Source organism: Coprococcus sp. AF102-57, assembly GCF_027686195.1.
In the GTDB taxonomy this organism is placed as follows: Bacteria; Bacillota; Clostridia; order Lachnospirales; family Lachnospiraceae; genus Allocoprococcus; species Allocoprococcus comes.
Window position 1 is genome coordinate 1 of the sequence record NZ_JAQCSY010000003.1, and the last position, 12451, is coordinate 12451.

Here is a 12451-nt window from a genome sequence, read left to right on the forward strand (position 1 = left end):
CAGTAACAGCTGTTCTTGAAAAGAATGAAACTCCAGTTGATCCGGATCAGCCATCAGTTGATCCTTCAAAACCAAGTACTCCAGAAGAAAAACCGGGTACTTCAATTGAAGAGAACAAGAAAGATGACAAAACATCTACAACAGTAGCAAAAGATGACAAAAAGACAAACAAGAAGGAATCTGCTAAGAAAGCAAATGAGCAAAAATCTGATACAGTTCAGACTGGTGATCATAGCAACGTATTCGTATACGTAGCAACACTTCTTATTGCAGGTGCTGCAGCAGTTGTAGCATTCTTCAGAAGAAGAAACGCATAATCTGGTCTTAGCAATAAGCACAGATGATGTGAATTTAATCAGGTGGCTGTGAGTTCTCTCACAGCTACCTGAAGTTTATAAAGGATATTTCTATATGAATAAGCATACGAATCTAACTATCGTAAAAAGACCAAAGAAAACTCATCGTGACCGCGGGACAGAGATAGGTTCTGTTCTTGTCATACTTCTTGCATGTGTGGTGATTGGTGGAGGTATTTATTTTGTACGGCAAAATTTGAATGGGGGAAAGAATACCACACAAAAAGTTGGCGATACAATTACCATCACACCACAGAAGTTAGACAAGACGCAGTTAAAAGCATTAATTGACAACACAGAATCTATTAATACAGAGACCTATACCGATGAATCCGTAAATGAGCTGAAAGCAGCTGTAGAGAAGGGAAATACACTTTTACGTGGGGTTCCCGGACAGGATGCAATCGAAGAAACGTATATGGAAATTGTTAACGCGATCCAGGGGTTGACCAAAAAAGACACGCAGTAATGCGTGTCTTTTTTTGGTTCTATATTGAAGTAATGGAAGAACAATTAACCAACTGTTCTATATTTTTTATCTACTACGTTAAGAAGTTCATATCCGTCTTCTGTTACGAGAACGAGGTCTTCGATACGTACACCGTATTTGCCTTCGATGTAGATTCCCGGTTCGATCGAGAAGATCATACCCGGTTCAGCTACGTTCTTGTTGATCGGGCTTACATCACCGTATTCATGGTCTTCCTGGCCGATGAAATGTCCAAGACGAATCTTCCAGTATTCTCCGTATCCTGCTTCGCCGATGAGATCTCTTGCCTGCGCATCGATATCACAGAAACGTACGCCTGGTTTGATGATGGCTTCTGCTTTCTCAACCGCTGTACGAACAAGGTCATGGATTGCGGCCTGTTCTTCGTCTACGCTCTTGCAGTAGAAGGTTCTTGTCATATCTGAGCAATAACCGTTCCAGATGCATCCCATATCGATCAGAACGCATTCTCCGGCTTTCAGAGTTCTTGTCTCGCTTGGTGAGTGATGTTGGTCAGCAGCGTTAGCACCGAAGCATACGATTGTATCAAAGCTGAGTCCTGTTGCGCCTTCTTTGTAGTATTCTGCTTCAATGAAATCAGCAATCTGTTTTTCTGTCATGCCTTCTTTAATGTAGGCAGCAGCTCTTTCCATAACCATGTCATTGATTACAGATGCCTGTCTCATGATCTTGATTTCTTCTTCATTCTTAACAGCACGAACACCGTCTACACAGTCAGATCCCCATACCGTTTTCAGTTCCGGGCAGCGTTCCTGAAGCGGGATCAGGAAACGAGCAGGAAATGTTTTGTCGATACCGATTACGCCCTTGGTATCGATATGTTCTGTCAGAACCCCAATCTGATCATCCATATCACTGAACCATACTTCTTCAAATCCTGTATCAGATACATAATACAGATAGTTCAAGAACATGGTGTGCTTTCCGTTTGTACGAAGCAACAGAGCGTACAATCTTTCCCCCGGATGTACCATGATGCCCGTTAAAAAGCGGATGCTGAGCGGATCAGATACAAGTAACTGATCGATTCCTTTTTTTTCCATTTTTTGCAATACGCGTTCCAGTCTTTCGTTCATTGCTATAATTCTCCTCTCTTAAATACACTACACCAATCATAGCACATTACAGGCAAAATATGAAGAGAAAGCTGCCATCTATTTTTTTAAATATGTCTTACGAACAGTGCAGGATCTTCTTTGCATTTTCTACGCGTTCTCTCGAAGGTGGATTGATCCCTTTGAGTGGATAATCAAGTCCCAGCTCTTTCCATTTGTAGGCACCAAGTGTGTGGTAAGGCAGGATTTCTACTCTTTCTACATTATCAAGTGTCTGGATAAAATCATTTAACCGGTTTAAGTATTCATCATAGTCGCTGCGCTCCGGTACGAGCACATGGCGGATCCAGACAGGTTTTTTGATATCGGAGAGAAAACGGATCATATCCAGAATGTTTTTATTCGTTTTTCCGGTCAGTTCTTTGTGAGCTTTTTCATCGATATGTTTGATATCAACAAGAAGAAGATCGGTATACTGCATCAGCTCCTGAAATTTGGAGAAAAATGATTCTTCTCTGGTAAAAGGACCGCCTGCAGTATCAATCGTTGTGTGAATACCTTTTGCGTTTGCTTTTTTGAAAAGATCCAGCAGAAAATCAATCTGTAGGAGGGGTTCTCCGCCGCTTACGGTGATTCCACCGCCATTTTTCCAGTAAGTGCGGTAACGCAGAGCCTGCGCAAGAAGCTCATCGGCACTGCGCCAGGTGGCGCCGTTTTTATCTGTCATATTCCAGGTGTCAGGGTTATGGCAGAACTGACATCTCAGTGGACATCCCTGAACAAATATAATAAAACGTACCCCAGGCCCGTCAACAGAACCAAAGCTTTCTGTAGAGTGAATAAGTCCTTTGATTTGAGTCATATGAAAATCTCCTTTTTCATTGTGTGATTGGAAAACTGCGGATCAGGCAGAGTCTTTTAAATGCCTTAGTATGCAGGAAAAGCTGCCAGCAGCATCTCCGTATGTGCCGAAAGTCATGCACTTTAAAATGCATGACTTCCAGCATAACGATATGTTTGGCAAAAGAGTGTAAGTTCGGTAATTACATACGATCGTGGCAGGTTCTTGCGATCACATCGAGCTGCTGTTCGCGTGTAAGGTCGATGAACTTAACCGCATATCCTGATACACGGATCGTAAAGTTTGCGTATTCTTCTTTTTCCGGATGTTCCATAGCGTCAAGAAGTTTTTCTGTTCCGAATACGTTGACGTTCAGATGGTGAGCACCCTGAGAGAAGTATCCGTCCATAACATTTACCAGGTTGTTAATGCGTTCCTCCGGAGTATGTCCGATTGCATCCGGGTTGATGGTCTGGGTGTTAGAGATTCCGTCAAGTGCCCATTCGTAAGGCAGCTTGGCAACGGAGTTCAGGGAAGCAAGAAGTCCGTTCTGTTCTGCACCGTAGCTTGGGTTTGCTCCAGGTGAAAGCGGTGCGCCTGCTTTTCTTCCGTCCGGAAGAGCACCGGTAGCTTTTCCATATACAACGTTTGAGGTAATGGTAAGGATAGAAGTTGTCGGTTCGGATTCACGGTAGGTGTGATGCTTTTTCAGTTTCTTCATAAATGTCTGAAGAAGCCATACTGCGATATCATCTGCGCGGTCATCATCATTTCCGTATTTCGGGAAATCACCGGTTGTCTCGAAATCTACAACGAGTCCGTTTTCGTCACGGATTGTTTTCACTTTTGCATATTTGATCGCACTTAAGGAGTCAACTACATGAGAGAATCCTGCGATACCTGTTGCAAATGTACGACGTACATCGGTATCGATCAGTGCCATCTGAGATGCTTCATAGTAGTATTTGTCATGCATGTACTGGATCAGGTTCAGTACGTTTACATACAGTCCGGCGAGCCAGTCCATCATCTTGTCGTATTTAGCCATTACTTCATCATAATCAAGGTATTCAGAAGTGATCGGTGTGTAAGCCGGTCCTACCTGATCTTTTGACTTGCAGTCGACACCACCGTTGATCGCGTAAAGAAGGCATTTTGCAAGGTTTGCTCTTGCTCCGAAAAACTGCATTTCTTTACCTGTCTGTGTTGCAGATACGCAGCAGCAGATAGAATAGTCATCGCCCCATACCGGACGCATTGCATCATCATTTTCATACTGGATAGAACTTGTTTCAATAGAAATATGTGAAGCGTAGTCCTTGAAGTTCTTCGGAAGACGTTCTGTGTAAAGTACAGTCAGGTTCGGTTCCGGAGAAGGTCCCATGTTTTCCAGGGTGTGCAGGAAACGGTAGTCTGTCTTTGTTACCATAGAACGTCCGTCCTGTCCCATTCCGCCGACTTCCAGTGTAGCCCAAACCGGGTCACCAGAGAAGAGCTGGTTGTAAGATGGGATACGTGCGAACTTAACCATACGGAATTTCATTGTCATATGGTCAACTAATTCCTGAGCTTCTTCTTCGGTAAGGATTCCTGCTTCCATATCTCTCTTGATGTAGATATCAAGGAAGGTAGATACACGTCCGACACTCATGGCAGCTCCGTTCTGAGTCTTGATTGCTGCAAGGTATCCGAAGTACAGCCACTGGAATGCTTCTTTTGCATTTTTTGCTGGCTCGGAAATGTCGAATCCGTAGACAGCAGCCATTTCTTTCATACCCTTGAGGGCACGGATCTGTTCTGCAAGTTCTTCTCGCTGACGGATGACATTGTCACGCATGGATCCGTATCCGCAGTTTGCGAGATCGTCCTGCTTCATAGCGATCAGAAGATCAATGCCGTAAAGAGCAACACGACGGTAGTCACCGACGATACGTCCACGTCCGTAAGTATCCGGAAGACCTGTAAGGATCTTATTGTGACGTGCTTTTTTCATTTCCGGAGTATAGGCATCAAATACTGCCTGGTTATGTGTTTTATGATAATCTGTAAAGATTTTATGGAATTTCGGGTTTGGTTCATATCCGTAAGTTTTGCATGCTTCCTCAGCCATTTTAATTCCGCCGAACGGCATAAATGCACGTTTCAGAGGTTTGTCAGTCTGAAGCCCCACAACCTGTTCTTTATCTTTCAGTTCTTCGCAGATATATCCTGGACCGTAAGCGGTAAGAGAAGATACAACTTCTGTTTCCATATCCAGAACGCCGCCTTTTGCACGTTCTTCTTTCTGGAGTTCCTGAAGCTTGCCCCAGAGCTGGTTTGTTGCTTCGGTCGGGTCTGCAAGGAATGAAGAATCTCCCTCGTAAGGTGTGTAGTTGTTCTGGATGAAATCACGAACGTTGATTTCTTCTTTCCAGAGTCTTCCTTCAAATCCCTGCCATTGTTCTTTCTGCATCATTTGGTTATTCCTCCTTCTTGTGGGTGAGCCATAGTAACTATGACCCGGTTATTATACACTGTGTTGCTGCAATTTATGCCCGGAAAGTTCTGGCAAATTCCAGACATATGAAAAGGTTCAGCCAGAAGAACCGATGGATGTTTACGCCTTTTATATAGCCCTGATTTATGATAATCTTATAAAAATGCGTAAAAAAAGCCGGCATCTGAGCTGAATCGCCCAGACGGTCGGCTAAATAATCAAATCCTCATATTTCCCTGTGGTTCATTCCACTTCCGTCAGTCATATGAGCAACTTTAATTTAACAAATTGCTATATAAATGTCAATGACAAATTTGTTTTTTTGAAAAAACATAATAATGATGTGAATGTCAATAAGTATAAATACCGAGAAAAGTTTAACATTTATCAAGAAATCTCTCAATCGAATTGAGGCATGTACCTGGAATAGAATATAAAAAATGTTAAAAAAATATCAAGCATCTATTGAATTCTGTTTTTTAGAGGATTATAATAAAAACATCAGGTGATTTACAAAATAAAGGAGGATTTTTATCATGGCAAGAAAAGTTGTTTTAGCAGGAGCATGTCGTACAGCAATCGGTGTAATGGGCGGACAGTTTGCAAATACATCGGCTGTAGAACTTGGAACGATCGTAATCAAAGAAGCTCTCAAAAGAGCGGGCGTTTCTCCGGATCAGGTTGACGAAGTGTATATGGGAAATGTTATCCAGGCAGGCAACGGACAGAACCCGGCACGTCAGGCAGCTGTATATGCAGGAATCCCGAATGAAGTACCGGCAACAACTATCAACGTACTTTGTGGATCCGGTCTTCACTGTGTAAACCTTGCAGCGAAGCTGATCGCAGCTGGAGATGCAGATATCATCGTTGCAGGTGGTATGGAAAATATGACAATGGCTCCGTACATGTTGAGAAACGGACGTTATGGATATCGTATGGGAAATGCGACAATCGAAGATGCTATGATCAAGGATGGTCTGACCGACGCATTCCATAATTATCACATGGGAATCACAGCAGAAAATATCTGCGAACAGTGGGGACTTACAAGAGAAGAACTGGATGAATTTGCAGCATGGTCTCAGAACAAATGTGAAAAAGCAATGGCAGAAGGTAAATTTAAAGACGAGATTGTTCCGGTCGAAGTGAAGAAGAAAAAAGAAACGATTCTTGTAGATACAGATGAAGGTCCTCGTAAAGGAATCACAAAAGAAGGTCTTGCAAAACTTCGTCCTGCATTTAAGAAAGACGGTATGGTTACAGCAGGTAACGCATCCGGAATCAATGATGGTGCAGCTGCACTTATCGTTATGAGCGAAGAAAAAGCAAAAGAGCTTGGCGTAACACCTATGGCAACATGGATCGGCGGAGAACTCGCAGGATGTGATCCGGCGATCATGGGAATCGGACCGGTTTATTCAACACGTAAGGTTATGAAGAAGCTGGGAATGGAGATCGGAGATTTTGATCTGATCGAAGCAAACGAAGCATTTGCAGCACAGTCAGTAGCAGTTGGAAAAGATCTTGGATTTGACCTTAGTAAGCTGAATGTCAATGGTGGAGCAATTGCTCTCGGACATCCGGTTGGTTGCTCAGGTGCAAGAATCCTTGTAAGCTTGTTGTATGAGATGCAGAAAGAAGATGTACATACAGGACTTGCAACACTTTGTGTTGGTGGCGGAATGGGATGCTCTGCTGTAGTTAAAAGAGATTAGGGATAGAAAAAAAGGGTGGATACTTTTTTAGTGTCTGCTCTTTTTTTGAATAATTTAGGTTGTGTTGACAAATTGGGCAAAAGATAATGCGTCCCTCGAAGCTATTGACATTATTAAATAAAAGCGTAGTAACTAAAAAAGTCTGGCGAGGTGTGCCAGACTTTTTTCTACGATGAGATATATGCGTTTTGCATCTTTTAGGGCTTTGAAAAAAATTAATATACCAGAGGTTTTTCTTCGCCGTTTAATACACGGAGAGCGCCTTGAGCGAGGGCGAGGAGTTCATCTTCACCCGGGTAGACGGTGATTGGGGCGATGAAGCCGACCTTTTCTTTGATCTCAGATGTAACGTAGTCGCTGTATGCGATACCGCCGGTGAGAAGGATCTGGTCTACTTTGCCGTTAAGTACGGCTGCCATGGCGCCGACTTCTTTGGCAACCTGGTAAGTGAATGCGTGGAATACACCGGCTGCTTCTTCGTCACCCTTTTCAAAGGCACGTTCTGCAACGTCGCGCATGTTGTTGGTTCCAAGGTATCCGTTGAGACCGCCTTTCCCGTTGATCTTTTTATATACTTCAGCCTGTGTGTACTGACCGGAGAAACACATTTTTACGAGTGCGCCTGCCGGTACACCGCCGGAACGTTCCGGTGAGAAAGGTCCGTCTCCGTCAAGCGTGTTGTTGACATCGACAACTTTGCCATTTTTATGAGCACCGACAGATACACCGCCGCCCATGTGTACAACTACAAGATTCAGGGAATCATAAGATACATTCTGTTCTTTGGCGTAGCGTTTGGCAACTGCTTTCTGGTTCAGTGCGTGGAAGATACTGATACGCGGAAGTTCCGGGATTCCGGAATATCTTGCAACAGGTTCCATCTCATCGACAACAACCGGGTCAACAATGTAAGAAGGAACTCCAATCTCATCACCGATTTCGCGGGCAAGGATGCCTCCAAGGTTCGATGCATGCTGTCCTTGCACACCTGCTTTTAAGTCAGCAAGAAGTGCGTCAGATACTGGATAGGTTCCACCTGGGATCGGTTTTAAAAGTCCGCCTCGTCCTACTACAACATTCAGAGATTTGATGTCGAAGCTGTTCTTTGCGAGAATATCTACAATCAGTTCTTTACGGAAATCTTTCTGGTCAACGATGGTTGCATATTTTGCAATCTCTTCGGTGGAATGACGGAGTGTTTCTTCGAATAACAAAGTTTCGTCTTCGTACACACCGATCTTGGTAGAAGTAGATCCCGGGTTGATTACTAAAATTTTATAGCTCATAAAAAGATCCTCCTTAGTCTGTGATCGATCCTGCGATTACGGTCGCAAGTGCAATAGAATTCAGTTTGGTTTCAAAATCGTCCGAACGTGAAGTAAGAACCACCGGAGCGCTTGTTCCGACAAGTACGTTACCGATCTTGACCTTTGCAGTGCGGACAAGAATCTTATATGTGATATTTCCTGCATCGATATTCGGGAAGAGGAGAATATCAGCATGTCCGGCTACTGGATTAGTCACACCTTTGTGAACAGCTGCTTCCGGATCGATCGCAAGATCCATGGAAAGTGGTCCGTAGATCTGGCATCCTTTGAAATCGCCACCCTCGTACATCTTGGTGAGATTATCGGCATCAACTGTTGGCTGCATCTTTGGATTCACTGTCTCAACTGCACACAGAGGAGCAACCTTCGGGCATTCGATGCCACATGCATGTGCGACTTCTACTGCATTGTTGATGATATTGACTTTATCTGCAAGGGTTGGATATGTATTGAAAGCTACGTCTGTAAAGAACAGAAGACGGTTAATGCCTTCAATCTCAAATACACATACATGGGAAAGCATCTTTCCGGTACGAAGTCCGACTTCTTTATTCAATACGCTCTTTAAGAATGTCTTTGTTTCAAGCAATCCTTTTAAAAGGATATCAGCTTTGCCGTTGTGTACAAGCTCAACAGCCTTTAATGCAGCTGCTTCGGTATCAGGCTCATTGATGATCTCGAAATCTGTCAGATCCATATCAATAGAAGCGGCAATCTCGCGGATCTTGGCTTCATCACCGACAAGGATGGCTGTTGCGATATTTTGCTCTTTTGCAGCTTTGACAGCCTGCAGTACCGGCTCATCCTGTGCGTTGGAAACAGAGACTTTCTTTAAGGTTTTTTGATTTGCTTTTGAGATTAATTCTTCAAAACTTTTGCTCATTTTCACACCTTCTCATTCATAATTTAATTATAGTATTCTGGTTGAATAATTTTTAACAATCTTAAGTGTAGCACCATATCTGGGAAAGGTCAATATAAAAGTGGTGTGTTGGAAATGACGAATAATGCAGATGTATTGTAAAAAAATGTTGGTGAAAATGTTAAAAGAAAATTAAATGATAAAAAATGATTGATAAATATTTGACAGAACAGGAAATGGGTAGTATATTAAAAAAAGAGGACAAAAAAGTCCCTTGCGAAAATCTTAAAAACGGAAAGTAAAACAGTATATATTTAATAAGAAGTGATACTTACCATTAAGATGTAAAAGGAGGAAAAAGTGATGGCAAAGAAAATCGTGTTAGCAGGTGCGTGTCGTACAGCAATCGGAAGTATGGGTGGAGCTCTTTCTACAACTCCGGCACCGGAATTAGGATCTATCGTTATCAAAGAAGCTTTAAATAGAGCAGGTGTTGCTCCAGAACAGGTTGATCATGTATATATGGGTTGTGTAATTCAGGCAGGTCTTGGACAGAACGTTGCACGTCAGGCTTCTTTAAAAGCAGGTCTTCCGGTCGAGACACCGGCAGTTACGGTTAACGTTGTTTGCGGATCCGGACTTAACTGTGTGAACATGGCTGCACAGATGATCCAGGCAGGAGATGCTGATATCGTTGTAGCAGGCGGTATGGAAAATATGTCTATGGCTCCATATGCACTGAAAAACGCACGTTATGGATACAGAATGGGTAATGCACCGATGATCGATACAATGGTAAATGACGCACTTTGGGATGCATTCAATGACTATCACATGGGAATCACTGCTGAGAATGTAGCAGAACAGTGGGGACTCACAAGAGAACAGCTTGATGAATTTGCAGCAGCAAGCCAGCAGAAAGCCTGCGCAGCAATCGAAGCAGGAAAATTCAAAGATGAGATTGTTCCTGTAGAAGTGAAGAAGAAAAAAGAAACCATCGTAGTTGATACAGATGAAGGACCGCGTCCGGGAACAACAGCAGAAGGAATCGCAAGACTTCGTCCGGCATTCAAAAAAGATGGTATTGTAACAGCAGCAAATGCTTCCAGCATCAATGACGGAGCAGCAGCAATCGTTGTTATGAGTGAAGAAAAAGCAAAAGAGCTCGGCGTTACACCGATGGCAACATGGGTAGCAGGAGCACTCGGCGGAGTAGATCCATCTATCATGGGTGTCGGACCGGTTGCAGCTACGAATAAAGTAATGGCTAAGACAGGGCTTTCCGTAGATGATATGGATCTGATCGAAGCAAACGAAGCTTTTGCAGCACAGTCACTTGCAGTAGCACATGATCTGAAATTCGACATGGATAAAGTAAATGTAAACGGTGGAGCAATTGCTCTCGGACATCCGGTAGGAGCTTCAGGATGCCGTATCCTTGTTACACTTCTTCATGAGATGCAGAAACGTGATGCAAAGAAAGGTCTTGCAACACTTTGTATCGGTGGCGGAATGGGATGCGCTACAATCGTAGAACGTGATTAATAAACCAGATCAAAAGGAGATGTTGATGATGGAATTTATTACATATGAAGTAGAAGGACAGGTTGGAATTATTACCATTAACCGTCCAAAGGCACTGAACGCACTGAATAGTGCAGTTCTTGATGAACTTGATGCAACGATCGACGGTGTTGATCTTGATGCAGTCAGATGCCTGATCCTTACAGGAGCAGGAGAAAAATCTTTTGTAGCCGGTGCAGATATCGCTGAGATGAGTACTCTTACAAAAGAAGAGGGAGAAGCTTTTGGTAAGAAAGGAAATGATATTTTCCGTAAGATCGAAACACTTCCGATCCCGGTAATCGCAGCAGTTAACGGATTCGCTCTTGGTGGTGGATGTGAAATCTCCATGAGCTGTGATATCCGTATCTGTTCAGACAATGCAGTATTCGGACAGCCGGAGGTTGGTCTTGGAATTACACCTGGATTTGGTGGAACACAGAGACTTGCAAGACTTGTCGGACCTGGTATGGCAAAACAGATGATCTACACTGCAAGAAATATTAAAGCTGACGAAGCTTACAGAATCGGTCTTGTAAATGCCGTATATCCGCAGGAAGAACTGATGCCGGCAGCAAAGAAGATGGCAGCAGGCATTGCAAAGAATGCACCGATCGCAGTAAGACACTGCAAACAGGCAATCAATGAAGGTCTTGAAAAGGGAATGGATGAGGCAATCGTAGTAGAAGAAAAGCTCTTCGGCGGATGCTTTGAATCTTACGACCAGAAAGAAGGAATGGCAGCATTCCTTGAAAAGAGAAAAGTAGAAGCTTTCCTTAATAAATAAGTTCGTTTAATAAAGGGGAGAATTAACTCTCCCCTGGAAATTTAAATTTATAAAATGGAGGTAATTTCAATGAAAGTAGGAATTATTGGTGCAGGAACAATGGGACAGGGCATTGCAAAGGCATTTGCTCAGGTAGATGGATATGAAGTAGCACTCTGTGACATCAAACAGGAATGGGCAGAAGGCGGAAAAGCTAAAATCGCTAAAGGCTATGACAGACTTGTTCAGAAAGGAAAATTAACTCAGGAAGCAGTTGATGCAATTCTTGCAAAAATTACTCCGGGACTCAAAGAAGATCTCTGCGCAGATTGTGATCTGATTGTAGAAGCAGCATTTGAGAACATGGAAGTTAAGAAAACTACATTCGGTGAACTTGATAAGATCGCAAAACCTGAATGCATTTTCGCATCAAATACCTCCAGCCTTTCTATCACAGAAATCGGCAACGGACTTACCCGTCCAATGATCGGTATGCATTTCTTCAACCCGGCAGACCGTATGAAATTAGTAGAAGTGATCGCAGGCGTAAATACACCGGCTGAAACTGTAGATGCAATCAAGAAGATCGCAGAAGAAATCGGAAAGACACCTGTACAGGTTAATGAAGCAGCAGGTTTCGTAGTAAACCGTATCCTTGTTCCGATGATCAATGAAGCAGCTTTCATCAAGATGGAAGGTGTATCTGATATCGCAGGAATCGATGCAGCAATGAAGCTTGGTGCAAACCATCCAATGGGACCTCTGGAGCTTGGTGATTTCATCGGACTTGATATCTGCCTTGCTATCATGGATGTACTTTATGCAGAAACAGGCGACAGCAAATATCGTGCATGCCCGCTGCTTCGTAAGATGGTCCGTGGTGGAAACCTTGGAGTTAAGAGCGGAAAAGGATTCTATGTATACAATGCAGACCGCACAAAAACTCCGGTTGATGCACAGTAATGGATGTTCTAA

Annotated in this window: 11 protein-coding genes and 1 riboswitch; of the genes, 6 read left to right on the forward strand and 5 right to left on the reverse strand. The window is 43.2% G+C overall.

Annotated elements, in window-relative coordinates:
* Together PGZ10_RS02595 and PGZ10_RS02600 are read left to right on the forward strand one after the other, a co-directional pair.
* On the forward strand, positions 1-317 hold a 317-nt coding region (locus tag PGZ10_RS02595; RefSeq protein ID WP_270540630.1), incomplete at its 5' end, for an LPXTG cell wall anchor domain-containing protein.
* A gap of 94 nt (positions 318-411) precedes the next feature.
* Entirely contained in the window at positions 412-825 is a 414-nt protein-coding gene (locus PGZ10_RS02600; protein WP_008371948.1) for an FIVAR domain-containing protein, read from the forward strand.
* Between the two features lie 44 nt (positions 826-869).
* Here the strand turns inward: PGZ10_RS02600 and PGZ10_RS02605 are convergent, their stop codons facing one another.
* The 3 genes from PGZ10_RS02605 to pflB all read right to left on the reverse strand — a co-directional run bounded on the left by PGZ10_RS02605 (position 870) and on the right by pflB (position 5218).
* The gene (locus tag PGZ10_RS02605) at positions 870-1943 is read right to left on the reverse strand and encodes a M24 family metallopeptidase (protein ID WP_270205335.1); all 1074 of its coding nucleotides are present in this window, start codon (positions 1941-1943) and stop codon (positions 870-872) included.
* Positions 1944-2040: 97 nt separating this feature from the next.
* Entirely contained in the window at positions 2041-2784 is a 744-nt protein-coding gene (gene pflA, locus PGZ10_RS02610) for a pyruvate formate-lyase-activating protein (RefSeq protein ID WP_270540631.1), read from the reverse strand.
* Positions 2785-2965: 181 nt separating this feature from the next.
* A complete protein-coding gene (pflB, locus tag PGZ10_RS02615; RefSeq protein WP_117555698.1) occupies positions 2966-5218 on the reverse strand; it encodes a formate C-acetyltransferase in 2253 nt (750 codons plus the stop codon).
* A 210-nt stretch (positions 5219-5428) separates the two neighbouring features.
* A riboswitch (ZMP/ZTP riboswitch) is annotated at positions 5429-5514 on the reverse strand.
* 261 nt (positions 5515-5775) lie between these two features.
* On the opposite strand from pflB, the gene PGZ10_RS02620 reads away from it, so the two are divergent.
* Entirely contained in the window at positions 5776-6957 is a 1182-nt protein-coding gene (locus tag PGZ10_RS02620; RefSeq protein ID WP_022220828.1) for an acetyl-CoA C-acetyltransferase, read from the forward strand.
* Between the two features lie 215 nt (positions 6958-7172).
* On the opposite strand, the gene buk is transcribed toward PGZ10_RS02620, so the two are convergent.
* Both buk and ptb read right to left on the reverse strand, forming a co-directional pair.
* Entirely contained in the window at positions 7173-8243 is a 1071-nt protein-coding gene (gene buk / locus PGZ10_RS02625; RefSeq protein WP_055246465.1) for a butyrate kinase, read from the reverse strand.
* Between the two features lie 13 nt (positions 8244-8256).
* Positions 8257-9168: a phosphate butyryltransferase gene (gene ptb / locus PGZ10_RS02630; RefSeq protein ID WP_117555700.1), complete on the reverse strand. Its 912-nt coding sequence runs from the start codon at positions 9166-9168 to the stop codon at positions 8257-8259.
* 342 nt (positions 9169-9510) lie between these two features.
* Here ptb and PGZ10_RS02635 point away from each other — a divergent pair, with 342 nt between their 5' ends.
* The 3 genes from PGZ10_RS02635 (at position 9511) to PGZ10_RS02645 (ending at position 12439) form a co-directional block, all read left to right on the forward strand.
* Positions 9511-10692, forward strand: a complete 1182-nt coding sequence (locus PGZ10_RS02635; protein ID WP_022220768.1) for an acetyl-CoA C-acetyltransferase — start codon at positions 9511-9513, stop codon at positions 10690-10692.
* 28 nt (positions 10693-10720) lie between these two features.
* The gene (locus tag PGZ10_RS02640) at positions 10721-11497 is read left to right on the forward strand and encodes an enoyl-CoA hydratase-related protein (protein WP_022220767.1); all 777 of its coding nucleotides are present in this window, start codon (positions 10721-10723) and stop codon (positions 11495-11497) included.
* A 69-nt stretch (positions 11498-11566) separates the two neighbouring features.
* The gene (locus PGZ10_RS02645) at positions 11567-12439 is read left to right on the forward strand and encodes a 3-hydroxyacyl-CoA dehydrogenase family protein (RefSeq protein WP_055246466.1); all 873 of its coding nucleotides are present in this window, start codon (positions 11567-11569) and stop codon (positions 12437-12439) included.
* Positions 12440-12451 lie beyond the last annotated feature (12 nt).